Below are 24,358 nucleotides of genomic sequence, written 5' to 3' on the forward strand. Positions count from 1 at the left end.
GGCACCCCCGGATCCGGTGGTCGGGGGCGGCGTCCCGCATATGATTCCTCCTCAGACATTGCAAGGTAAGGCTAACCTTATCTAACATGTGGCTGCTTAAGGAGGCGATGAAGCGGGTGAATGCCGTGCACAGTGGGCCGGAGACGCGTGATGAGCACAGGGGGACGGACGTGATGTATGACGTCCTGGGGATCGGATTTGGGCCATCGAACCTGGCGCTCGCGATCGCGGTCCACGAACACAACGCGCGGCTCGGCGAGAGCGACCGGATACGCGCCGGATTCCTGGAGAAGCAGCCGCGGTTCGGCTGGCACCGGGGGATGCTGATCGACGACGCGACCATGCAGGTGTCCTTCCTGAAGGACCTGGTCACGATGCGTGATCCGAAGAGCTCCTTCAGCTTCCTGTGCTACCTGCAGGAGCGCGACAGGCTGGTGGACTTCCTCAACCAGAAGACGCTGTTCCCGCTGCGCGTCGAGTTCCACGACTACCTGGAGTGGGCCGCGGCCCGCGTCGACGACCTCGTCGACTACTCGGCCGAGGTCGTCGCCGTACGCCCCGTGACAAAGGACGGCGAGGTCACGCACTTCGAGGTCGTCAGCCGGGACGCGAACGACCCGGAGCGGACCGTCGTACGCCGTGCGCGCAGCATCTGCGTGGCCACGGGCCTGGAGCCGCACCTGCCGCCCGGCATGGAGAACTCCGAGCGGATCTTCCACAACAGCCAGCTGATCCCGCGCGTGGCCGCGCTCAAGGAGACCGCGACGCCGGTGCGCCGGGCCGTCGTGCTCGGCGCCGGGCAGAGCGCCGCCGAGTGCGTCGACTACCTGCACCGGAACTTCCCGGACGCCGAGGTCTGCTCGGTGTTCGCCAAGTACGGCTACACGCCCGCCGACGACAGCCCCTTCGCCAACCGCATCTTCGACCCCGAGGCCGTGGACCTCTTCTACCACGCGCCCCGGGAGGTGAAGCAGTCGCTGTTCGACTACCACCGCTCCACCAACTACTCGGTCGTGGACATCGACCTGATCGAGTCCCTGTCGAAGACCATGTACCAGGAGAAGGTCCAGGGGCGGGAGCGGCTGCGCATGCTGAACGTCACCCGCATCCGCGACATCGACGCGCACCCGGACCGCCTGGACATCGGCGTGGAGTTCCTGCCCACCGGGGAGCGCGAGACGCTGGCCGCCGACGTGCTCGTCTACGCCACCGGCTACCGGCCGCGCGGCCTCGGCGAACGCCTCGGCGAGGTCGACAAGCTGTGCCGCCGCGACGACGAGGACGAGCTGGTCGTCAGCCGCGACCACCGCGTGGCCACCAACGCCAACGTCAGCGCCGCCGTCTACCTCCAGGGCGGCACCGAGCACACCCACGGCCTGACGTCGACGCTGCTGTCCAACACGGCCGTGCGGGCGGGGGAGATCCGCGACTCACTCCTCGCCCGCCGTCAGCGCCAGAGCGTCTGACAGGCGTACGTAACCGCCGTCGTGGTGCACCAGCGGGCGTCCGTCCGCCGCGTGCCACGCCCTGGTCACCCGACCGATGACCAGGGCGTGGTCGCTCACCAGGAGGCGGTCGACGGGCGCGAGCGCCAGCCGGGCCAGGACCCCGTCCAGGACCGGCAGGCCGTGCGCCCCGCGGCGCCAGCGCGTGTCCGGGCCGAACTTGGCCCGCCCCGCGCCGCCGAAGACGCGGGCCACGGACTCCTGGCCCGCGGCCAGGAGGTGCACCATCACGTGGGAGGCGCCCTCCACCACCGGCCAGGACGCGGAGCGCAGGCCCACCGTGAACGACATCAGCGGCGGGGCGAGCGACAGCGACGTGACGGACGTGGCGCAGAAGCCGACCGGCGGGCGCCCGACGCCCGCCGTGACGACGGCGACGCCCTTGGCGTGATGCCGCAGGGCGCGCCGCACCAGATCGGGGTCCGCGCCACCGCCGGGCGAAAGGGCCGCGGCGGGCTCCGCTCGCCCCAGGGCCTCGCTGTCCCTCACCCGACTCCCTCCCGTATCTCCGCGAGGGTCAGGTCACCGGCCCGCAGCTCGATCTCCTCGCCGCGCGGTGACGTCTCGCCCGGGCCGAAGGCCTTCAGATGGGCGCGCCAGTCCGCCAGGGCACCCCGGGTGTCGGCCAGGGCGTGGCGGCTGAGACCCCGCAGATAGAACACGTCCGGGTCGTCGGCGCCCAGGGCGGCGACCGCCACGTCGAGGTCGGCGAGCGCGCGGCGGTGCTCGCCGAGGTCCTGCAGCGCCACGGCACGGTTGGTCCGCAAGGTGGCGTCGTCCTCGATGCGCAGCGCCGCGTCCAGGTCGGCGACGGCCTGCTCGGGCCGGCCGCTGGTGTAGGCGAGCACGGCGCGGTTGGCCCAGGCGGGCACGAACGCGGGCTCGGTCACCAGTGCCGCCGAGTAGCTCTCGTACGCGGCCTCCGCGTCCCCGGTCGCCTCCAGGAGCGCGCCCTGCGCGGCGAGCAGCGGGGCGTGGCGCGGCTCGATGGCCAGGCCGTGCTCCACGTCGCGGCGGGCCCCGGCCGTGTCGCCGCGTTCCAGGAGCAGCTCCGCGCGGTGCGTGAGGGAGCCCAGGTGGCCCGGCTCCAGGTCCAGGGCGTAGTCCAGGTCCCGCAACGCGCCCTCGTCGTCGCCGAGTTCGAGCAGCAGGTCGGCGCGGTTGAAGTGCGCTTCGTAGAACGGCGGGGTCAGCCGGATCGCCGTGGCGTAGTCCCGCAGGGCCTCGTCGTGGCGGCCGAGCGCCCGGTACTGCGCGGCGCGCTCGAAGTAGTAGTCGCCGTAGTCCGGGTCGCGGCGGATCACGTCGTCGTAGTCGCGCAGCGAGGCCGTGTGGTCCTCGCGCGCGGCCCGCACCTGCGCGCGGTTGTACAGCAGGACGGAGCGGTGCAGGAGCTGCTCGTCCGGGGCGAAGCCGGCGTCGGTGAGGGCGATCGCCTCCTCGACGAGCGCCAGGGAGCCGTCGGCGTCACCGCGGTGCAGCTGCACCAGCGCCTTCGCGTTGCGCATGAACGCGCGGGCCAGCACCCGCCGTTCGGGGTCGGGATGGCTGTCGGCGAACGCGATGGCCGTGTTCACCCAGGCGAGCGCCAGGTCCTCGTCGTGCTCCTCCCGGGGCAGGAAGCGGGTGTAGAGCATCGCCGACAGATACGCCGTGCCCATGTGCACGTCCGGGTCGGCCGTGCTGCGGCGCATCTCCTCCAGATGCGCGAACGCCTCCTGGCCGCGCCCCAGATAGCACAGGCACGCGGCGGCCTTGTGCGTGAAGGTGCGGTACGCCTGCGACCAGCCGCCGTCGGCCGCGAGCCGGCGCCCGCGCGCGGCCAGGTCGGCGACGGCCTCGTACAGACCCGCGGCGAAGCAGCTGTTGACGGCCTCGACGAAGGCCGCGACACCCGCGCCCGCCGGATCGGAGCCGTGCTCCAGGTGGTACGGGACGGCACCGAGGCGCAGCGTCGGATCGTCCAGGTCCCGCAGGGCCTCGGCGCGCGCGGTGTGCCTGCGGGCCCGCTCCGTCGGCGGCAGGGCGTAGTAGGCGTTCCGCGCGGCCGGGTCGCGGCTGGTGCCGTCGGAGTCGATGAACAGCTGGGCCAGGTCGGCGCCCGCACGCCGGGACGACCGCGGCCGCGGTGGCCGCGCGGCACGGACGGTGTACGTGGTGAGCGCGCGGGTGAGCGCGTCGTCGTGGTCGCCGTGGCTCTCCGCGACCACGGTCAGCAGGGCGGGGTCGCAGCGGCGCAGCAGGATGGCCACGAGCTCGCGGTCGGTGGGGTCGGCCTCGTCCACGTCGTGGAAGGCGATGACGGCGCCTTCGGGGCGGAGCAGGCGCGCCCAGTCCAGGGCGAGTTCGGCCACGCCGTGAGCGAGGCGCAGGGCGCGCGGCGCGGGGTAGAAGCGGGTGCGCTCCTTGGCGTCGGCCAGCTGGGTGAGCGTCTGCGGCGTGCGCGGGACCAGGGGCGCGAGGTCCGGGGCGATCACGGTGATCTCGGTGGCACGGGCGGCCACCGACTCGGCGTCGCGGGCGAGCAGTTCGGGCACGACGCTGCGCAGCAGAGAGCCGCCGCCGGTGAACGGCCCGCGCAGCCGCCGGTGGCAGCCGACCTCCAGGTCGGGGCGCGGGGGCGCGGGCAGCTCGCCGGTCGGTTCCGGGTCTTCGGTGGTGAGGATCCAGCGGTGATGGGGCGGCAGGGCGGTCATGCGGATGACGCTCCTCGGCGTGGGGCGGTGGCGGTGCGGGCCTTGGCGCGCCGGTCCCGCACGGTGACGTAGAGCAGGAGGCTCAGTTCGAACGCCGTCAGGGTGACGAAGAACGCGGCGTCGACGAGGTCGGCGACCGGCGTCCCCGCACGGGTGAACCGGTCGACGGCCGTGGACCAGAAGGTCAGCGCGGTGGGCACGGCGGCCCAGGCGAGGCTGGCGAGCGAGAAGGCGTAGCCGGACACCAGGACCGGCGCGTAGCGGCGCGCCATGGCGCGCTCGTGGTCGGACCACTCCCGGTCGGCCCGTGGCGGCGGGCGGCGCAGCCTTCGCCGGACGAGGGCGCGCAGGTGGAAGCGGGTGGCGTTCTGCAGGTCGGTGCAGCGCAGGGCGGTGGTGGCGACGTAGTACAGATCCGTCTCCAGATGGAACAGGAACTGCCAGACCAGCCGCAGCACACAGGTGAAGGAGACCGCGAGGCACAGCGCGGGGATCCAGCCGGGCGCACCGGTCCGGCCGAGGCCGGCGGAGGCGAGCGTGAGCACGCTGACCAGCAGCACGTCCGCGAGCATGCCCGCGAGGAACGGCAGGTAGCGGCGGCGCCGTTCGACGCTGAGGAGCGTGTCCATGCGGGTCTCGGCGACGAGGTAGTACAGCCGCCGTCCGATGCCGAGCGTCGAGGGCAGCCCGAGCCTGCGGCCCGCGAGCGCGTGGAAGCCCTCGTGCGCCAAGATGCAGGGGATCGCCGCGGCGAACAGGCTGACGGCGATCAGCGAGATGTGGCTCGTGAACATCAGCTGGTGGTACGAGGGCCGCAGCGCCGGGTCGTGCACCATGGCGGCCAGCGCCACCGCGACGAGCACGCCGTAGCACGCCCCGGCAGGGCGCGAGAACGTCCAGCGGCCGAGCCGCTGCCAGCGCACGGGCGCGGGCCCGGACTCCCCGGCGTCCGGGGCGTCCCCGTCGGCGCGCAGGAAGCCGAGGTCGTCGACGGCGGCGAGGAAGTCCTCCATGTCGAGGGTCTCGCCGCAGGTGCGCGCGTACCAGTCGGCGGCGTCGGCGACGGACCCCCCGGCGTCGAGCAGCCGCAGGACCTGGGCGCCTTCCTCGGGGAACACCGCGTACGAGCCGGTGTCGGGGCGGCCGACCATGACGCCGTCGGCCTCGGCGACCATCGTGAGGCGGTGCAGGCGGACGGTGGCGCCGCCCGGTGCGGTCACGCTCATCCGGCGTGCCTCTCTGCCAGGGGGCCGGGCGGACCCGGCCGGGGAGGGCGGGGACGGAGCCGGGCCCGGACCGGGGCCCGGCTCCGCGGTGCTCAGTGCTCGGCGCACGCGTAGTAGCAGGCGGTCGTCAGACGGATCGGACCGGCCTTGCGGATCGGCATCCTCTTCATGGGTCACCTCCTCTCGGTGGCTGGTCCCCATGGGGTGATGTGACCTGGCGGCCGGCGGCCGGGCCGGGGCCCGATGGCTCATCCGGTGAGCCGCGGAGTCGGCGGCGGAGGGGAACTCCGCCGCCCGGAGAGGAATGACGCCCGGATCCGGCGTCGCCAGGTCACTCGGTGGAACGTGCCGTGCCGCGCCCGGCTCCGGACGGAATGGTCCCGGGTCGCATCCAGACGGCGCGCGCCATGGCTGTTCCTTTCTTCGGGTGGCAGCCCCGGGCGGCACGCCCCCGAATCGATAAAGGGCGCGGAAATCCACCCGCGGGAAATGTGCCAGGACCCCAGTGAAATCGATGGGAGTGGCATATCTAGATCCCTCGTCACTGGTCCACGGACAGCTTGGTGCGGCGCCGCCTTTGATGTCAACCCGGGAATGCGGGCATCCGTATACCGTCTCCGCGAGGTCAATTCAACGGTGGGCAAAGTCCCTTGGGGTCTCTCCGGCGATCCTGCATATGGGCAGGTCGCAGGCGTGCGGGTGGCCCGAAAGGCAAAGGAATGCCCGCTTCGGAAATCTCCCTATACCTTTGGACAGTTAACGCGGCCGCGCTTTAAGTCAAGGAATTCTCTGCCCGGTGCGGGCCGTTCGGCCGCGGCGTGCACGGCTCAGCGCAGCACCACACAGCCGCGGGCGCGCAGGGCCGCCGCCGTGGAGTCGTCGTCCGGTACCTCGTTCCAGCGGAGATCGAGTTTCTCAAGGGCGGGCAACTCGGTGAGCCAGCCGGGAAGTTCGCGCAGTCGATTGGCCCGCAGATCGAGGCGCCGCAGCAGGGGGAGTCCGCGCAGCGCGTCGGGCACCGCGGCGAAGGCGTTCTCGCGCAGCTCCAGTTCGCGCAGCGCGCTCAGCCCCCGCACGGTGGCGGGCAGCGAGGTGAGGGCGTTGCCGCGCAGCCACAGTTCCCGCAGGGAGCGCAGGCCGCCGAGAGAGGCGGGGAGTGAGCCGAGCCGGTTGTGCTGGGCGCGCAGCTCGACCAGGCCCCTCATGTCCCCGACGGTGTCCGGCAGTTCGGAGAGCCGGTTCTCGCCGACGTTCAGATAGGCCAGGCGCGTCAGCCGGCCCAACTCCCCGGGCAGGGAGGTGAGGCGGTTGTCGTGCAGGTACAGGAAGTCACTCAGCGCGGTGAGGTCGCCGAGCTCGCGCGGCACGGACGTGAGCTGGTTGTGGCCGAGGTCGAGGGTGCGCAGCGAGGCCAGTGTGCCGAGGCGGGCGGGCAGCCGCGTGAGCTGGTTGCCGGGCAGCAGGAGCACGTCCAGACGCGGATGGCGCCACACCTCGTCGGGTACGTCGGTGAGTCCGGCCTTCCAGTAGTTCAGTACGGTCGCGCTGGTCACCGGCACCTCTTTCCGGGGCGCGCCCGCGGCCCTGACGCCGACCGGGCGACGCCCGCCGTGAAGGGCTCCCGCCGTGCGAGGCTTCCGCGGTGAAGGGCTCCCGGCGCGGCCCGGCGGACCCGCGCCCCGGCCCCGGCGGGCTCCGCGGGAAACCCGCCTAATGGATGCGGCGGAACCTATCATTAGCCCATGCCCGCTCCGCCCCAGGCCTCCGCACCGGCGCCCGGCCCCACCCGGCTGACGCTCGACCTCGCCGCCACCGTCCGCCACGACGGGCGCGGCGGGGTCGCCGACGACCTCGACGCGCCCGAGGGCCTCACCGCCTGGGTGCGCGACCACGCCGACGCGCTGCCCGAAGCCCTGGCGCCGGGCCGCTACCGCGCGGACGCCGCCGGGCTCGACCGCGTACGGGCGGTGCGCTCCGCCGTCCGCGCGCTCTTCGCCCGGGCGGTCCTGCCGGGCGAGCCGAGCCCCGCCGACGCCCACCGCCTCCTGCCGCCCGCCGAGGCCGTCGCCCGGCTGAACGAGGCCGCGGCGAAGGTGCCCACCGTGCCCGTGCTCACCTGGCCGGGCGGTGCCGCTCCCCGGCTGCGCGACGAGCCCGTGCCCGCGGCCGGCCCTGCCTCGCCCGACCGGCGCGCCGACCTGCTCGACGCCGCCCTGGCCCGGGCCGCGCACGCCTTCCTCGCCGGACCCGACCGGCGGCGCCTGCGCGCCTGCCACGCGCCCCGCTGCGTGCGGTACTTCCTCAAGGAGCACCCGCGCCAGGAGTGGTGCAAGCCGTCCTGCGGCAACCGGGCCCGCGTGGCCCGCCACCACGAGCGCGGCCGCGGCCCGGCCTGACGCGCCGTGCCGCCCTCGGCGGAACGGCGCGCGCGACGATCTCGCACACCCCCGGCGCCCGCCGTGACCACGGGTTTCTCCCTCGCGGCCCCCGCGCCGGAAACGACTCCGCGGGCACGTACCATGGCCGCATGTCCTTCCTCCGCCGCCGCAGCTCCGCCACCCCCGCCGGGCCGGACTTCGATGTCCTCGCCATGGATCCGGGCGACTGGCCCGGCAACCTCGGTGCCGGCCTGCTGCCCGCCCCCGACGGCAGCTGCCAGGGCGTCTTCCTGCGCTACGACCTGTTCGGCGGCCGCGGCCCCGCGATGATCATCGGCAATCTGCCGGAGGGCTCCCCGGCCCGCGAGCTCGCCGACGGCGAGGTGCCCTTCGAGGTGGCCCAGCTCCTGCTCGCGCTGGAGAACGACGAGGAGGTCACCGTCGTCTCCAGCGAGGACGTGCCGGTGATGCAGGGGGACAACCTCCTGATCGTGCGCCGTCTGCGGCTCTCCGAAAGCCGCATCTCCTGCGTCCAGTTCGACCGCAGCGACAACGTCCTGGTGACCATCGCGGCCTGGGACCGCCCGATCACCGACGACCTGTACGCACTCCTCAAGCCGCTGCCCGCCGAGCTGTTCCAGCAGGGCTGAGCCACCACCCTCCCGGTCCCCGCGCGGCGGCGTCACACATCTCGGTCCGCGCGGGGCGCACCGCCCCGTCCCGCCTGGCCGGTACCGGCCTTGGACAGGGCCCCGGGCCCGCCGACGCGGCGCCGGATTCGCGCCGCTTCGTCACCCGGTGACAGGCGCTCCGTACCGCCCAACGGGCTGGTGGAGAGCTTTCGTCGGCTGGCGGTTTCCTACCGTTCGTACCCTCGTGTTCAGGCTGGCGTGCTCTGTTCTCAAGCGCGGGGCGCCACCGCGCCTAGCGTCGTGGGGGAGCGGGGTGTCCGCCCATCTCGACAGGGAGGGAAGTCGCGTATGAGCAACAACGACGTCTATCCGAACACACCGTCGAGCACGATCTACCGCAACATGGCCTGGACCTCCGGGAACGGCCACACGCTGCTCCGGCTCCAGGAGGACGGCAACTTCGTCGTCTACCGGGACAGCGTCGAGAAGCCCGTGTGGTCGCCGGACACCCGCCCGGACGGGTACCGCGCGGTCATGCAGGGCGACGGCAACCTCGTCGTCTACGCCCAGGACGACCGCCCCGTGTGGGCGTCGAACACCTCCGGGCGTCACGGGGCCATCCTGTCCGTCCAGGACGACGGCAACGTGTGCATCTACTACCAGGGCCAGCCCATCTGGTGTACGGAGACCGCCGGCTGACCCACGCGGCCGCGTGTCCTCGGTAGCGCATGCGCCGGGCCCGGACCTGCCCCCACGACAGGCCCGGGCCCGGCGGTTCCCGGGGCCGCCGCGGCTAGGTGCCGGACGGCACCACCGTGACGTCGGCGGCGCGCACGAACGCCACCCGGTGGCCGAACTGGATCTCGTAGTAGACGTCCTTGCCGCGCACCACGCGGTGCGGCTTCAGATCGAACGTCGGCGCGTAGAAGTACTCACCGGGCACCTTGTCGCCGATGGCGTACTTCTGGCCCGCGAGCAGCTTGTACGGCAGCGGGGAGACCGACTGCACCGGGACCTCCGGCGGATACGCCTCCTTCTCCGGGTAGGCGCGGCCGTACACCGGGACCTCGCTCGCGCCGTCCTTCGGCGTCACCGTCCAGCCGCGCGCGTCGACGGCCGTCGGCTGCTTCCTCGGGTTCTTGAACCACGCCTTCTGGCCGAGGTACCACACGGCCGTCCAGTCGCCCTGGCGGTCCGCGACCGCGTACCGCTGGCCGGTGGACAGGCGCGAGCCCATGTCGTTCACGTCGATCGTGGACGGCTCGCCGCCCGGACGGAGTCCGATGTCCTTGACGAGCGGCGCGTCGTCACGGGGCTCGGTGTGCACGCGCACCGCGCTGGAGCCGTGCGGCAGGCACTTCTCGCCGGGCTTGACGCAGCCGGTGAACTCCGGCTGGTTCCTGCTGAACTCGGGCGCCACCGTCACCAGACCGCCCTTCGGGCCCGCCGTGCGGTGCAGCGGCTTGCCGAGGAGCTGGAAGTAGTGCTGCCAGTCCCAGTACGGGCCCGGGTCGGTGTGCATGCCCCGGATGGTGGCCGCCGTGGTGCCCGGGACGGTGTCGTGGCCGAGGACGTGCTGCCGGTCCAGCGGGATGTCGTACCGCTTGGCGAGGTACTTCACCAGGCGCGCCGACGAGCGGTACATCGCCTCCGTGTACCAGGTGTCGGGTGCCGTGAGGAAGCCCTCGTGCTCCAGGCCGACGGACTTGGAGTTCACGTACCAGTTGCCCGCGTGCCAGGCGACGTCCTTGGTGCGCACGTGCTGGGCGACATGGCCGTCGGACGAGCGGAGCGTGTAGTGCCAGGACACGTACGTCGGGTCCTGGACGAGCTTCAGGACGCCCTCCCACCTGCCCTCCGTGTCGTGCACCACGATGTACTTGATGCCTTGGGAGCCGGGCCGTTCGGCCTTGTCGTGGTTGCCGTAGTCGTTGTCGCCGAACTCCTCGTACGGGGCCGGGATCCACTCGCAGGCGAGGGACCTGGGGCAGTCCGTCTCCGCCGCCGGTGCCTTGCGCAGGCCCATGCGCTCGACCTGCGCCGCGTCGGGCCGCAGGCCGGGCCGCGGGGCGAGCCGCACCCGCTGTCCGGCGTCGGTCGTGCGCCGCTCGCCGTCGCGGATCACCGCGAACACCTCATTGGCGTACGAGGCGGCGCCCGCCTGCTCGTCCGCGCCGGAGAACGCGGCGACCGCCCCGTACCAGTCGGCCGGGTCGTCGCTGAACGGCCTGTCGAGCCGCTGCTGCGCGGCGGCGAGGAGGGCGGCACCGCCGCGGACGTTCGCCGCGGTGTCCTCGCGCAGCTCGCGCTCGGGAATGCCGCTGAGCCGCGCGGCGCGCTTCAACGTCTTGAGCCGGGCGGGCAGTTGGGCTTCGTCGGGCACCTGGCGCGGCTTCAGCGCCGGGCGGGACGCGTCGCCGCGCGGGTCCTCGTCGCCCTCGCTGTGGTGCGGGGCCGAGGCCAGCGCGGTGCGCGCGTCGGTGAGGTGCATCGGGCCGTAGCCGCCGGTCACGCTCGGGGCGCCGTCGTGTGCGTCCCAGCGGGACTGGAGGTAGGACACGCCGAGCAGCACGCTCTGCGGCACGTCGTACTCGGCGGCGGCCGCAGCGAACGCGCGCTGGAGGGAGTCGGGTCCCGCGGGCGCGGCCGCGGACGGTGCCGGGGCGGCGCCGATGAGCGGCACCAGCAGGGCGGCCGACGCCAGGGCGCCCGCCGTCCTCACGGTGCGTCTGCGCGCGGCGGATTCAAAGCGGTGGGCGGATCCTCGCAAGGCAGCCTCCTGAGACCTCTGGGCCGGTGCGGCGGAACGGGGCACGCGGGGCCGGGCGTGCGTCAGTGGTACCCGCTCTCCGACGATCCGTCAATCAGGCCCAGAAGAAGGGATTTCCCATGTCAGCGGCGTTTCCCCGGGTTTTCGCCCCGGGTAGCGCGATCGCCTGCCGCGCGTCAGTGGAATGGACCAATGCGAGGGCGCGGCCGCGCGGAGCCGCGGCTGCGGCCACCGGCCCTTCACCGCCCGTGTCACCGTCTTGGCCGGACGGTGGTTCTCCGGCCCCGCGCCGTAGCCGGACGGGAAGCCGGAGCGGGGCCGCGTGCAGGCGTAGGCCGCCCCGGCCGCGAGCGCGGTGCGGGCGGCGCTCGACGCTACCCGCGCCGGGGCAGCGGTGCGCGGGCTGTGGTGAATTGGCCACGTACCGTCATCGAAGCTGGCACAGTACCCCGCACGCAGGGGTCGTGCGCGGAAAACCGAACTTCACCAGACGACCAGGGGGACGCAGTGGAAACACGGCGCAAGTGGCTCGCCACGGCGGTAGGGGCACAGGCGGCCGCGGCCACGGTCACGAGCCTCACCCACGTGCCCCTGCACGCACTGCTCCTGCTCGGGCCGCTCCTCGGGGCCCAGCGGCTCTCGGCGCGCGTCACCGCCGCCCTGGGCACCGTCGCCGTCGGCCTGACACTCCTGGACGCGTCGCCCCTCACGCTGCGCGATCTGGCCTCCCCCCTGAACATCACGGCCGTCTCCGTGTGGGCCGTGGTGACGGCGTACTCCCGCGTACGCGCCGAGCGCGCGCTCGACCGGATGACCCGACTCGCCGACACCGTGCAGGAGGCCCTGGCCCGCCCGCTGCCCGACCGCGTCGGCCACATCGGCCTGGCCGTGCACACGCGCCCCGCCGACCCGCACGCCCGCATCGGCGGTGACGTCCACGACGCCGTGCTCACCTGCGCGGGCCCGCGCGTGCTGCTCGCCGACGTCAAGGGGCACGGCGTCCAGGCCCTGCGGGTGGCCGCCGCCGTCCTCGCCGCCTTCCGGCGCACCGCCGCCACCGAACCCGACCCGGTCCGGCTCGCCCGGACCCTCGACGAGCACCTGGGCCCCGAACTCGGCCCGGAGGACTTCGTGACCCTGCTGCTCGTCGACTTCCACCCCGGCGAGGCCCGCATCGTCAACTGCGGTCACCCGCCGCCCCTGCGCACCGGCCGCCGCCTTCACCTGCTCTCCCCGCCGCGGCCCTCGCCCCCGCTGGGCCTGCACCCCGCCCCCTGTCTGCAACGGGTCCAGCTGGCGCACGGGCAGCGGCTGCTCCTGTACACCGACGGCCTCACCGACGCCCGCGACGCCGACAGCATCCCCTTCCCGCTCGACTCCCCGCGGTGCCACGCGGCCCTGACCGCGCCCGACCCGCACGACGCCCTGCGGTGCCTGACCGACCTGCTGCACCGCCACACCGGCGGCACCCCGCTCGCGGACGACCTCACCCTGCTGCTCGCCGAGCCCGTCCCCACCGCGCTCGGCCGACCGCGCGACGCGCCCCCGAGGCCGGCGGACCGCTCCTGGACGCTGTGACCACGAGCGTGTCCGCCGACCTTCCCCGAGCACCGGGCCGACCCCCTGGACCTAGCGGGCGCCCCCTGCCCGCAGCGCGTTGTCCACCAGGCGCCGCGTGGCGGCGTCCTGGGCCTCCTGTCGGGTCCCGTCGGTGCGCAGGGTGAACGTCGCCGTCGTCACGGCGCGGGTGCCGTCCTCGGTGACGCCGGACTCGGAGACCACGCCGAGGTGGGTCCCGCCGTGGAACCACAGGCCCGAGCCGCTGCCCGCCACCGGCCGCCAGGCGATGCCGAGGCCGTAGCGGACGCCCTTCGCCCGGATCCAGTCCTCGGCCGGGACGGTCCGCCGCATCGCCGCCAACTGCGCGGGGCGCAGCAGCCGTCCGGCCATCAGGGCGCGCAGGAAGACGGCGTGGTCGCGGGTCGTGCTGATGAGGGCGCCGTCCGCGCCGCCGACGGCGGCGAGCGTGGTGTCGGTCAGTTCCTTGCTCCCGGGGAACTGCGTGTACGCCGTCGCCGTCGGCTGCGGGACGTAAGGGGAGGTTCCCGGGATCAGCGTGTGCCGGAGGCCGAGCGGTTCGATGATGCGCTCGTGGACCTCCTGCGCCCATGGACGGCCCGTCACCGCCTCGATGACCAGGCCCGCGACGACGTAGTTGGTGTTGGCATAGCCCCAGCGCCGCTCGGCCGCCGGGGCGTCGCGGCGCGGGAGCCACTGCGGCGGCTTCGCGAGGGCGGCCGCCAGCTGCTCCCGGGGCGTGTGCGTGCGGAACCGTCCCTTGCGGTACCCCTCGGGTGTGAACTCCCCCTCCGCGATGGTGACGTAGTCGTTCAGGCCGCTGGTCTGGCGCAGCAGATTGGCGACGGTGATCCTGCCGCCGTCGTTGCCGTTGCCCCGGACCGCGCCGGGCAGCCAGCGCTCGACCGTGTCGGTGAGCGCGAGCCTGCCCTCGCCGACCAGCTGGAGGGCGACCACGGCGGTGAAGGTCTTGGTGTCGCTGCCGATGCGGTAGTACGCGTCCCAGGGCACCGGTCGGCCGGACTCCAGGTCCGCCACTCCGGCGCGTGCCGTGGTGCGGCCGTGCGGGGTCTGCACCTCGGCGATGACGCCGGTGGCCCCGGTCGCCCGGACGGCGTCGACATCGGCCTGGAGAGCGTGGCGCCCGCGCCCCGGGGCGGTGGGCGCCGTGTCGTGCGGAGCCGCCGCGGCCTGCGGGGCCGCGCCCGCCAACAGGGCCCCGGCGGCGGCCGCCATGGTGGTGCGCCGGCTCATCGTCGGGCCGGTCCCGGTCATCGGGTCACCTCCGTGGCGGCGCAGGTCACGTCGGTGGTGGGCAGATCCCCGCCGCGCAGATAGTCGTTGACGGCCCGGTCGGCGCACGGAACGGGGCGGTATCCGTCGAGACCGCGTCCGTACACGCCGTGCGCGCGGATGTCCGCCGTCACCAGACGGGAACCGGTGAGCTTGCGGTGCAGGGCGAGACCGCCCTCGTAGGGAACGTTGTTGTCACGGCGGGCCTGGAGCATCAGGACGGGCACGCTGTTGCCGATCCTGGTGCCCGGCTCGCGCGGCTCGGCGCCCCAGAAGGCGCACGGGGCGATCATGCCGTTGACGTACGGGCCGAAGACCGGCTGGGTGGCGCGGCTGCGCACGCTGTTGCGCCAGTACGTCTCGGGGTCCGCGGGCCAGCCGCCCGCGGGCCAGCCCCCGTCGCCGCACATGAAGACCGCACCGCCCACGAAGCTGTCCGCCAGTTCCGGGGAGGAGAGCAGCTCCAGCATGGCGGCGAGTTCGGGTCCCGGCTCGACCGGCTTGCCCGCGGCGGCGTCGACGAGGTCCCGCACGATGGCCGCGAGCGCCGGGTCGTTCTCCTGGTGCTGGATGGGCTGCTTCAGGATCAGCCGCAGGACGGGGGCGTTGAGCCGCAGGCCCGCGAGGGCCACGGGCCGCCGCTCGGCCCGGTCGAGCAGCCGCTGCACGGTGGCCCGCACCTGGGTGGCGGTGCGGCCGAGCCGGTAGGTGCCGTGGTGCCGGGCGGCCCACCCGGCCCATTCGTCGAGGGACTTCTCCAGCGGCTCTCCGGAGCGCCGGAACAGTTCGTACTGGGTGGCCGCCGGGTCCGTGGAGGAGTCGATGACCATGCGGTCCGTGCGGCGCGGGAACATCTGTGTGTACACGGCGCCCAGATCGGCGCCGTAGGAGACCCCGTAGTACGACAGCTTGCGCTCGCCGAGGGCGGCCCGGATGGCGTCCATGTCCCGTGCCACGTTGCGGGTGGAGGCGTGCGGGAGGAGTGCGGCGTTGTCGCCGTGCTCGCGGCAGCGCCGCGCCTGGTCCCGCGCGGACCGCACCGAGGCCTCGAAGTCCTTGCGGGCGGACGTCGTCGGCGCGGGCGGTGTAGGCGGCCCGGCCGGGGTGCAGGAGATCGGGCTGCTGTCGCCGAGGAACCGGGGGTCGAAGCCGATCAGGTCGTAGCGGTCCGCCACGTCCTTCAGCGCCGGGCGCAGGGCGAGGGTGGTGGCGAGCCCGGTACCGCCCGGGCCGCCGGGGTTGGACAGCAGGATGCCGCGCCGCTCGCTGCGATTCTTGGCCTTGATGCGGGAGATCGAGAGCTGGATCGTACGGCCGCCGGGCCGGGCGTAGTCGAGGGGGACGGTCACCCGGGCGCACTGCGCGCCCGCCTCGTTGAGCTCCTTCTGCTCCGCGGGGCAGGCACGCCAGTCGAGGCGCTGGTGCTGTTCGGAGCGGACGGGGGGCGGGGCGGGGGAGGCCGTCGCGGGGACGGCTCCGGCCAGCAGGCCGACGAGGCCGAGGCCGATGGTGGCGGCGGGTGCGACGCGCATGGTGCTCCTTTGGATCAAGCGGTGTCGCCCTTGACACTAGGAGCACGCGCCGTGCCACGACATGGGGCTACCCCTAGATCTTGGCTGGGGGCAACCTCAGGGGCGGCTGTGGGAGTTGCCCCGGCGACACGGCGACACGGCGACACGGCGACACGGCGACACGGCGACGTGCGCACGCGGGCCCTGCGCACACGCGGCCCCTGCGCACGCGACCCGAGCGCGCGCGAAAGCCCGTGGTCCGCCCCGAGCAGGGCGTACCACGGGCCTGCGTCCCCGTCAGCGCGTGCCGACCGCCGCCCGCACGGCCCGCCGGGCCATCTGGCAGTCGTCGTGCAGCCGCCGAAGGAGCAGGCGCTGCTCCTCGCCGGACGGCACGGCGACCGGGTGGGGCATGCCCACCGGTGCCGTCGGGGCGGCGTCGTGCAGCGTGCGCTGCACCGCCGTCTCGCACATCCTGATCTCGCGCGTGAGTACCAGCATCAGGTTGACGAGGAACGCGTCGCGTGCCGCCGGGCCCGCCTGCTGGGCGAGTTGGCTGATGTCGCGGCGCGCCACCGGGGCGTCCCCGAGGACCGCCCACAGCGTCGCCAGGTCGTAGCCGGGCAGGTACCAGCCCGCGTGCTCCCAGTCGACGAGCACGGGACCGGCCGGGGACAGCAGCACGTTCGACAGGAGCGCGTCCCCGTGGCAGAACTGCCACATGGCCTGCGGCTGCGAACCGTACGCGTGCGCTATGCCGTGCAGCAGCTTCTGGAGGTCGCCCATGTCCCGGTCCGTGAGCAGCCCCAGCTCGTGGAAGCGCGCGATCCGCCGGGGGTAGTCCAGCGGCTTGCCGAACATGTCGTTCGGCGGGCGCCACTGGTTCAGGCGGTGCACGGCGCCCACCGCCGCCCGCACGTCCGCCCGGGGCGGGGCCTCCGTGGGGTGCCGCAGCAGCGCCGCGACCCGGCCCGGCATCCGCTCGATCACCAGGGTGCAGTCGTCCGGGTCGGCCGCGATGAGCCGCGGCGCGCGCACGGGTGGACGATGCCTGACGAACGAGCGGTATGCAGCTATTTCGTGCCTGATGCGCTCGGTCCAGCCGGACGAGTGGTCGAGGAGGCACTTGGCGACGGCTGTGCTGCGGCCCGTCGTGCCGACGAGCAGGACGGTGCGGCCGCTGCGGCGCAGCACCTGCACCGGGTGGAACTCCGGACAGATGCGGTGCACCGACGCGATGGCCGTGCGCAGCTGCGCGCCTTGGGGGCCGGACAAGTCGAGTCTCCCGCTGAGCGGCCCGTTCGCGGTCGCCGGCGCGCGCCGCGGCCGGCCCGGAGCGAGCGTCGCCGACGCGGCGCGCGCCGGGGCCAGATAGGGACCGCCGCCCTGGAGCGGGGCCTCCGCCGGGCGGGCGGGACCGCGGGACGGCGAGTGGGGGCGCAGCGGCCGGGGCGGGGCGGACACGGAGGACGATGCTGCGTACATGGGCGATACAGATCCCTTCGTGTGCCTGCGAGTTGCGGCGCCCTCCCGCCCCGGCCTTCCGTGGGTGCACCCTGGGGAATGCCCCGTGGGGGCCGGGTCGGGGTGGCGCACTCCTACCTGACACCCCGAGGCCCCTGGCACACCATGTGGCGCACCCTGGCGAACCCTGGCGAATAGTCGCTCAGCAACTGACAGACGGTTACTGTCAACTCAGCCGAGAACCTGGGGGCTTGACGTGAACGGACAACCCAACACCCGCCTGTCGGACCTCTTCGGCCTCGCCGGCTGGTCCAAGGGCGAACTCGCCAGACTGGTGAACCGGCAGGCGGCCGCGATGGGTCATCCGCAGCTGGCCACCGACACCTCACGGGTGCGGCGCTGGATCGACATGGGAGAGATCCCGCGCGATCCTGTGCCACGGGTCCTGGCGGTCCTGTTCACCGAGCGTCTCGGCCGTGTCGTGACCATCGAGGACCTCGGTCTGGTCCGGCACGGGCGCGTAGGCAAACAGCGCGCCGACGGGAGCGTGGAGCACCCGGACGGCGTGCCGTGGGCGCCCGAGCGAACCGCCGCGGTCCTCACCGAATTCACGGGAATGGACCTCATGCTCAACCGACGCGGCTTGGTGGGCGCGGGTGCCGCGCTCGCCGCCGGCTCCGCACTCAGCAGCGCCATGCACGACTGGCTGCACACCGATCCGACCCTGAAGGCCGACGCCCCCCGTCTCGACGATCCCCTGTACGCCGATCCCGCCGGGTTCGACCGCTATGAGGCCGCTCCCATCGGCTCTCAGGAGATCGAGGAACTGGAGCGCTCGGTCGAGGTCTTCCGCGCCTGGGACGCGTCCCGTGGCGGAGGGCTCCAGCGCAAGGCGGTGGTGGGCCAGTTGAACGAGGTGGGCGGCATGCTCGCCTACCGACATCCCGACCACCTCCAGCGGCGCCTGTGGGGCGTCGCCGCCAACCTCGCCGTCCTCGCCGGGTGGATGTCCCACGACGTCGGCCTCGAACCCACCGCCCAGAAGTACTTCGTGATCGCCGCGCACGCGGCCCGCGAGGGCGGCGACCGGCCGCGCGCCGGTGAGGCCCTGTCCCGTGCCGCACGCCAGATGGTGCACCTGGGCAAGCCGGACGACGCCCTGGACCTGATGAAGCTCGCCAGGTCCGGCTCGGGCGAGCAGACCCTGCCGCGCACCCAGGCGATGCTGCACACCATCGAGGCCTGGGCCCAGGCGTCCATGGGCAAGGGGCAGGCGATGCGCCGCACGCTCGGCCGGGCCGAGGACCTGTTCGTCTCCGACAAGGGGGACGTGCCGCCGCCCAGCTGGATGCAGATGTTCGACGAGGCGGACCTGCACGGCATGCAGGCCCTCGCCTACCGGACCCTCGCGGACCACGACCCGTCCGTCGCACACGTCGCCCAGCGCCACGCCAAGGAGGCCATCGCCCTGCGCACCCAGGGCCGCGACCGCTCCACGATCTTCGACTACATCTCGCTGGCGTCGGCCTGCTTCATCGCCGACGACCCCGAACAGGCCGACCGGTACGCCCGGCTCGCACTGGTGTCGATGGGTTCGAACTCCTCGCACCGCACGTGGGACCGGCTACGGGAGATGTACCGGCTGACCGCCCAGTACGCGGGCTACCCGAAGATCGAGGACCTGCGCGAGGAGATCAAGCACGCCCTGCCCAAGGCCGCGGGCAGGCCCGGAGGAGGGAAATGGGCGCGGGCGTGAGGAACGCCGGGCACGGCGGCAGGAGGCCGGGGCCAGGGCTTCGTGACACTAGGTGTCGACCCTGGCCACCAGCAGACAGGCGTCGTCCTCGCGCGGGGCCACGCCGAACTCCTCGACCGTGAGGCGCACACAGTCCTGAGCCGTCCTCGCTTCGGCGAAGCGCGGCGCGAGGGCGAGCAGTCGGCTGGTCGCGGCATCTCGGGAACGCCGCGGCACCAGGCCGTCCGTGTGCAGCAGGAGCAGGTCACCGGGGCGCAGTGGCTCGTCGGCCTGTTCGTACGTCGCGCCGGACGTCGCGCCGAGCAGTACGCCGTCCGGAGGTGTCAGGGGGCGCCCCGTCCCGTCGCGGAACAGCAGCGGGGCGGGGTGCCCGGCCTGGGACCAGGTGAGCACGTGCCGCTCGGGGTCGTACAGACAGCAGACGGCGCTGCCGAGGGCGGGCTGCGCCGAGGTGTCGAGGAGTTGGTTGAGCCAGGCCATCAGCTGGCCCGGCTGCGTGCCCGCGACGGCCATGCCGCGCAGCGCGCCGAGCAGCATCGCCATGCCCGAGGTCACCGTGACGCCGTGGCCGGTGAGGTCGCCGACGCTCAGCAGCATCCGGCCGTCGGCCAGCTCCAGGGCGTCGTACCAGTCGCCGCCGATGAGGGCGCTCGACGACGACGGCAGATAGCGGGCGGCGAGGTCGAGGCCCGCCGGGCCGCCCTGCGGGAAGCGCAGCGAGCCGTGCCACGGCGGCAGCACGGCTTCCTGCAGCTCGACGGCGAGCCGGTGCTCGGTCTGGGCGAGGTGGTGCTGGCGCTGGAGCGAGTCGCTGCTCTCGCTGACCGCCAGCTGGCTGCGGCGCAGCTCGCTGACGTCCCGCAGGACCGCCCACATGGAGGCGGTGGAGCCGTCGGCGGCGAGCACGGGCTCGCCCATCATGTGCACCTGGCGCTCGCCGCCGTCGGGGCGCACGACGCGGAACTCGCCGTCGATCGGCTTGCCGTCGACCAGGCAGTCCGTGACCATCGCGGTGAGCAGCGCGTGGTCGTCGGGGTGCACGAGCGAGGGCAGCTCGTCGAGGGAGAGCGGCGGCGCGGCCGGGTCGCGGCCGAGGATCTGGAACAGCTCGCCGGACCAGGTGGCCTCGTCGGTGAGGAGGTTCCACTCGGCACTGCCCACGCGGCTGAGCAGGGAGCCGGGCGGCGGCTCCGGCCGCGCGGCGCCGCCGTGCGGGCGGTGCGTGCGCGGCGGGCCGTCCCGCAGCTGGGCCAAGTGTCCGTGCAGGTCGTTGAGTTGGTGGACGGCGAGGTCGCACAGGGCGCGCTGCCAGCGGCCCGTGGGGTCGCTGTGGTCGGCGGTGGCGTCGCGGCGCACGGCGTCGACCTCGCCGCGGAGCCGGCGCGTCTGCGTGATCAGCGCGTCGACCGGGCCGCGCTCGGGCGGCTGGGCGGTTCGGTCCGCGAAGACGTGGGACGGCATGGGGGCTCCGTAGGCGATGCGATGCGGCCGGGCCGGCTCGCGGGGGCCGCGCTGGTGGGGGCAGCGGGCTTCCTGGCCGGCCGCGCTGTCGGCTTCCGTGCTGACTTCAGAAACAACTCTTCGACCGGTAACGACTCTGGCACAGCGGACTCAGGCACGTAAGGGATTTGGCAACACCCGATGTGGTGGTGCTGGGGTCATATGCCAGTGTCCTTAGATGAAAAGGCGACCGTACGCACTCCGGGGCCGGCGGGACGGGGGGTGCGCCTGGTGGTTCCGGGCCGCCGCGCCGCGCTCCGGCACGCGCTCTTCGGCATGGCGCACCCGACGGTGGCGCGGCTTCCACGCGAACGGAACATGGCGCGAAGGTGCTGGTCCTCCGGCTTGTTCGTCACACCCGGCGCATACTGCGGGCGTTCGGTGGAGGCCGGATCCCGCAGCCGTCGCGCTCAGTACGCTGGTGTCCGAAAATCGCGGGTGAAGCCCCAACTCTCGTACGGAGGCGGGGTGGTGGGGGGAAGCGCATGGACATGGCCCACGACGTGCTCCGCATACTGCTCACCGGGGAACCGGGGCTCGGCCGGGACGCGACACGGCCCGAGCACCCGCTCGTCGCGAGCGCCCGATCCCTCGCGACGGGCGAGCCCCGACGGGCCCTGCGCCGCCTCGCGGGCGTGCGCGAGCCGGGCGGCGTCGACGACATGGCCGCGGCGCTGCGCGTGGCGGCACACGCCCTCGACCTGAACTGGTACCCGGGCGACGGGGGCGCCGTCCTCGCCGAGGGCGACGCCGAACGCCTGGCCGCGGGAGCGCCCCGGGCGGCCGCCCCGGAGGCGGCCCTGGTGGAGTTCTGCGCCGCCCGCTTCCTGCCCCGGCTCCTCTCGGCCCGGGGCATCGTGGAGAACGCCCGCACCAGCGGCGACCACTGGGCCATCGCCCACGTGCTGCGCGACACGGAACGGCAGGCTAACGACGTGCCCGAGGCGGATGCCGCGCTGGTGCGCTGGGTGCGGGCGCACGTGCACCTCGCCGCCGCCGACGTGGCCCGCCGCGCGGGCCGCGACGCCGACGTACTTGCCGCCCTCGACCGGTGCCGGCACGACGCACACGGCGACCCCTGGGTGCTCGCCCGGGTCTACCTCCTCCAGGGGGACGCGGCCCTGACGCCCTGCTCCCACCCCGACCTCCTGGGCCTGCGGCTCGGCCCGGTGCCCACGGCTCAACCGGGCAGCGCCCCCGAGGACATACCCGTCGATCCGGCCATGGCCCGAGCCCACTACGAGGCGGCCGACGCCCTCTACGCGCGCCTGCCCGCCCCGCGCGGCCGCGCCCGCGTCGCCCTGCGCCTGGCCCACCTGCCCCGCACGCGCGGCGACGGGCCCGCCCGCGCGCAGGCGGGCAAGCGGGCCGCCGCCCTGGCCGAGCAGTCGGGCGCGGGCGCGCTGACCGCGCTCGCCACCACCCACCGCCTGCTCGACCGCCTCGCCGACGGCCACGACGCCGACCGCAGGGACCTCGACGAACTCGCGCGCTGGTGCCGCGACGACGGCAGCTTCAGCTACCTCAAGGGCCTGGTCCGCCTGCTGCTCGCACGGGCCGCCGCCTGGCAGCGGGACGGACTGACCCTGGCCGCCCTGCGCTGTCTGCGGGCCGCGCGCTTCGTCACCGCCCGGATCACCGCCCCGCCGGAGGCGGACCTCACCGACCGCGCGTACGTCGACCTCGTCGACCGGCTCAACTTCCGCCAGGCGTCGACCGTGCTCCTCGCCGCCGACACCGCGCACGCCACGACCGCCCTGCGCGAACGGGGCGCCGACGAGCGCGGCTGGCTGCGCGCCGCCGAACTCGCCCTGGCGCTCGACCGGGCCGTGGAGGCGCTCGCCGACCCGGACCTGAAGGGCGTCGCCCAGGCGCGGCTCGGCGAGGTGGCCGCCACGGCCGAACGCCTCGCCGGATCCTGGCCGCCCGCCCGGCAGGCCATCGACATCGTGCGCGAGAGCCTGCGGCGCGCCCCCGCCCAACTGCTGCGCCACCGGGGCCGCCAAGCCCTGGAGGCCGGTTTCCGCGACGAGGCGCACGCCGTGCTCCGCGCCGCGCTCGACCGGGCGGGGGACGACGCGCTGCTGCGGACGGTCCTCCTGTACGAACTCGGCCGGCGCCAGCAGGCCCACGCCCTCGCCTCCCGCCTCTTCCGGAGCGGCGGCCTGCACCCCGACCACGCCGTCAGCCTCTTCCTGCGCCTCGGCGACCCGCACACCGCCCGCCACGCCCTGGGCGTCCTCGACGAGACCTCCTGGTGCGGCGACCCGGAGCGCCCCTGGGAGGACCTGGCGCGCCGCGCCGAGCTCGCCGAGGCCTTCGGCGACCACACCACCGCCGCCCGGGTGGGCGAGGACGCGGTGGCCCGCTTCGAGCGCTGGTCGGACCAGCTCGTCCGGGACGTCCTGCGCACCTCCATGACCGACGACGTGAACGTCGCGGCGATGTACCACATCGCGGCCCGCGCCCACCTCGGCCGGGCCGACGAAGCCCGCCTCGGCCGGGCCGACCAGCACCGCGAAGGCCCGCACGACACCGTCGACCCGGACGCCGAACGCGCCCTCGCCTTCGAACTCTCCGACCGCTGCCGCGGCATCGCCGTCGACGTGCTGCGCGCCCTCGACGACCTCCCGCAGGGGCCGCCGCTGGACGCCGCCCGCCGCTGGCTGCGCGCCGGTTCCGCGTGGGCGGCCGCCTACGAGGGGCTCGTGGACAGCGTGACCGGCGACGTCGCGCACACCCCGTCCTCCGCGCGCCTGCGCGCCACCGTGCTCGCCGCCGAGGACGAGCTGGAGGCCGCCGAGGCCCACGTGGCCACGCACGCGCCGGGCCTGCTGCGCGGGCGCGCCGACGGCGAACGGCGGATCCGCGGCACCCGCCTGGACGCGGTGCGCGCCGCCCTGCCCGACGACGCGCTGCTCCTGATGTACGAGACGTTCGACGACGACCTGGTGACGTGGGCGGTCGACCGGCACGGCGCCCGGCACGCCCGCAGGACCGTGCACCACCGCGATCTCGCCTGCGCCGTACGGAGGTTCCACTCCGCGTGCGCGAGCGGCCACCACGACACCGCGGACGCGGGCGCCCTCGCGCGGCTGCTCCTCGGCCCCGTCGCGGACGCCGTGCGCGGGCGCCGCCGCCTGTACGTGGTGCCGCACCGGGCGCTCACCCTCGTGCCGTTCGCCGTCCTGCCCCTCGACGACGTGCCGCTGGGGGAGCGGTGCGTGATCTCCCAGCTGCCGTCGGCCTCGCTCATCACCCGGCCCGGCGGCGGCCGGCCCCCGCGCCGCGACGCGCCCGCGCTGCTCGTCGGCGACCCCGCGTACGCACCAGGTCGCGGCCTCGCCCGACTGCCCGGAACGGCGACCGAAGTGCGGGCCATCGCCCGGCTCCTCGGCACCGAACCGCTGCTCGGCGACGCCGCCACGGCCGCCGCCGTCACCGCGTCCGCCCCCGGCCGCGCCGTCCTGCACCTGGCCACCCACGGCGTGCTGCACGAGCGCGGCCCGCACCGCAGCCACGTCGCGCTCGCCGGGCACGACCGGCTGACCGTCGGGGACGTCACCGGACTCGACCTGACCGCCGACCTCGTCGTGCTCTCCGCCTGCCACACCGGGCGCGGCACAGCCACCGCGGGAGGCGACGTCATCGGTCTGGTCCGCGCCGCCGTCGCGGCGGGCGCCCGGCACGCGGTGGTGTCCCTGTGGCCCGTCGACGACGCCTCGGGAGCCGTCCTCATGACGTACTTCTACGAAGCACTGCTCGCCCGCCCCGGCACCCCCGTGGCCGACGCGCTCACCACGGCGCAGCGCCGCCTGCGCGCCCTGGACGCCGACGGGCGCGCCACGGCGTACGAGCGCCTGCGCGAGACCACCGGCGGCGCCGCCGCGGCCGCGTGCGCACGCGACGGGCGCCCGCCCACGGCCCTCACCCGCCACACGTCCCCGCTGCCCTACCACTGGGCCCCGTTCATCCACATCGGCGTCTGACACGTGCCGCGGACGCGGGGGTGACCGGGGTGGTCCGCCGTGCCATCCTGGCTGCCACGG

The 24,358-nt window shown here is 74.3% G+C and carries 16 protein-coding genes and 1 pseudogene; 7 read left to right on the top strand and 10 right to left on the bottom strand.

Features of this window, described 5'->3' with window-relative positions; all coding sequences use genetic code 11:
* Positions 1 to 107 precede the first annotated feature (107 nt).
* Positions 108 to 1,466 carry a lysine N(6)-hydroxylase/L-ornithine N(5)-oxygenase family protein gene (locus C9F11_RS40110; RefSeq protein ID WP_138965109.1) on the top strand — a complete coding sequence of 453 codons (1,359 nt, stop codon included), beginning with the start codon at positions 108 to 110 and terminating at the stop codon, positions 1,464 to 1,466.
* Here C9F11_RS40110 and C9F11_RS40115 read toward each other — a convergent pair.
* The 5 genes and pseudogenes from C9F11_RS40115 to C9F11_RS50000 form a co-directional block, all read right to left on the bottom strand.
* Positions 1,431 to 1,994: a flavin reductase family protein gene (locus tag C9F11_RS40115; RefSeq protein ID WP_212767878.1), complete on the bottom strand. Its 564-nt coding sequence runs from the start codon at positions 1,992 to 1,994 to the stop codon at positions 1,431 to 1,433. The genes C9F11_RS40110 and C9F11_RS40115 overlap by 36 nt on opposite strands.
* A complete protein-coding gene (locus C9F11_RS40120; protein ID WP_138965111.1) occupies positions 1,991 to 4,201 on the bottom strand; it encodes a tetratricopeptide repeat protein in 2,211 nt (736 codons plus the stop codon). The genes C9F11_RS40115 and C9F11_RS40120 overlap by 4 nt, the downstream gene beginning before the upstream one ends.
* On the bottom strand, positions 4,198 to 5,427 hold the full coding sequence (locus C9F11_RS40125) for a hypothetical protein (RefSeq protein WP_138965112.1): 1,230 nt from the start codon (positions 5,425 to 5,427) through the stop codon (positions 4,198 to 4,200). The genes C9F11_RS40120 and C9F11_RS40125 overlap by 4 nt, the downstream gene beginning before the upstream one ends.
* 827 nt (positions 5,428 to 6,254) lie before the next feature.
* On the bottom strand, positions 6,255 to 6,863 hold the full coding sequence (locus C9F11_RS40130) for a leucine-rich repeat domain-containing protein (protein ID WP_346347466.1): 609 nt from the start codon (positions 6,861 to 6,863) through the stop codon (positions 6,255 to 6,257).
* A pseudogene (locus C9F11_RS50000) lies at positions 6,847 to 6,918 on the bottom strand (hypothetical protein); the annotation flags it as partial. The pseudogene C9F11_RS50000 and the gene C9F11_RS40130, both read right to left, overlap by 17 nt.
* 251 nt (positions 6,919 to 7,169) lie before the next feature.
* Between C9F11_RS50000 and C9F11_RS40135 the strand changes: the two are divergent.
* From C9F11_RS40135 to C9F11_RS40145, 3 genes are all read left to right on the top strand, one after another.
* The gene (locus tag C9F11_RS40135; protein WP_138965116.1) at positions 7,170 to 7,823 is read left to right on the top strand and encodes a CGNR zinc finger domain-containing protein; all 654 of its coding nucleotides are present in this window, start codon (positions 7,170 to 7,172) and stop codon (positions 7,821 to 7,823) included.
* 131 nt (positions 7,824 to 7,954) lie between these two features.
* Positions 7,955 to 8,455 carry a hypothetical protein gene (locus C9F11_RS40140; RefSeq protein ID WP_030675137.1) on the top strand — a complete coding sequence of 167 codons (501 nt, stop codon included), beginning with the start codon at positions 7,955 to 7,957 and terminating at the stop codon, positions 8,453 to 8,455.
* 330 nt (positions 8,456 to 8,785) lie between these two features.
* Complete coding sequence (locus tag C9F11_RS40145; RefSeq protein ID WP_138965118.1) at positions 8,786 to 9,136, top strand: hypothetical protein; 351 nt, start codon at positions 8,786 to 8,788, stop codon at positions 9,134 to 9,136.
* A gap of 94 nt (positions 9,137 to 9,230) precedes the next feature.
* On the opposite strand, the gene C9F11_RS40150 is transcribed toward C9F11_RS40145, so the two are convergent.
* Positions 9,231 to 11,207 (bottom strand): peptidoglycan recognition family protein, encoded by a 1,977-nt coding sequence (locus C9F11_RS40150; RefSeq protein WP_138965120.1) that lies wholly within the window; start codon positions 11,205 to 11,207, stop codon positions 9,231 to 9,233.
* A 507-nt stretch (positions 11,208 to 11,714) separates the two neighbouring features.
* Here C9F11_RS40150 and C9F11_RS40155 point away from each other — a divergent pair.
* Complete coding sequence (locus tag C9F11_RS40155) at positions 11,715 to 12,785, top strand: PP2C family protein-serine/threonine phosphatase (protein WP_138965122.1); 1,071 nt, start codon at positions 11,715 to 11,717, stop codon at positions 12,783 to 12,785.
* Positions 12,786 to 12,836: 51 nt separating this feature from the next.
* On the opposite strand, the gene C9F11_RS40160 is transcribed toward C9F11_RS40155, so the two are convergent.
* The 3 genes from C9F11_RS40160 to C9F11_RS40170 form a co-directional block, all read right to left on the bottom strand.
* Positions 12,837 to 14,060 (bottom strand): serine hydrolase domain-containing protein, encoded by a 1,224-nt coding sequence (locus tag C9F11_RS40160; RefSeq protein ID WP_138965124.1) that lies wholly within the window; start codon positions 14,058 to 14,060, stop codon positions 12,837 to 12,839.
* A complete protein-coding gene (locus C9F11_RS40165) occupies positions 14,057 to 15,610 on the bottom strand; it encodes an alpha/beta hydrolase (protein ID WP_138965126.1) in 1,554 nt (517 codons plus the stop codon). Before C9F11_RS40165 ends, C9F11_RS40160 begins: the two co-directional genes overlap by 4 nt.
* A gap of 276 nt (positions 15,611 to 15,886) precedes the next feature.
* The gene (locus tag C9F11_RS40170; protein WP_138965128.1) at positions 15,887 to 17,074 is read right to left on the bottom strand and encodes an aminoglycoside phosphotransferase family protein; all 1,188 of its coding nucleotides are present in this window, start codon (positions 17,072 to 17,074) and stop codon (positions 15,887 to 15,889) included.
* Positions 17,075 to 17,309: 235 nt separating this feature from the next.
* Between C9F11_RS40170 and C9F11_RS40175 the strand changes: the two genes are divergently transcribed.
* Positions 17,310 to 18,809 (top strand): hypothetical protein, encoded by a 1,500-nt coding sequence (locus tag C9F11_RS40175; RefSeq protein WP_138965130.1) that lies wholly within the window; start codon positions 17,310 to 17,312, stop codon positions 18,807 to 18,809.
* A gap of 48 nt (positions 18,810 to 18,857) precedes the next feature.
* Here the strand turns inward: C9F11_RS40175 and C9F11_RS40180 are convergent, their stop codons facing one another.
* Positions 18,858 to 20,270 carry a SpoIIE family protein phosphatase gene (locus tag C9F11_RS40180; protein ID WP_138965132.1) on the bottom strand — a complete coding sequence of 471 codons (1,413 nt, stop codon included), beginning with the start codon at positions 20,268 to 20,270 and terminating at the stop codon, positions 18,858 to 18,860.
* A 524-nt stretch (positions 20,271 to 20,794) separates the two neighbouring features.
* Between C9F11_RS40180 and C9F11_RS40185 the strand changes: the two genes are divergently transcribed.
* Positions 20,795 to 24,298, top strand: a complete 3,504-nt coding sequence (locus C9F11_RS40185) for a CHAT domain-containing protein (protein WP_138965134.1) — start codon at positions 20,795 to 20,797, stop codon at positions 24,296 to 24,298.
* Positions 24,299 to 24,358 lie beyond the last annotated feature (60 nt).

Source organism: Streptomyces sp. YIM 121038 (assembly GCF_006088715.1).
In the GTDB taxonomy this organism is placed as follows: domain Bacteria; phylum Actinomycetota; class Actinomycetes; order Streptomycetales; family Streptomycetaceae; genus Streptomyces.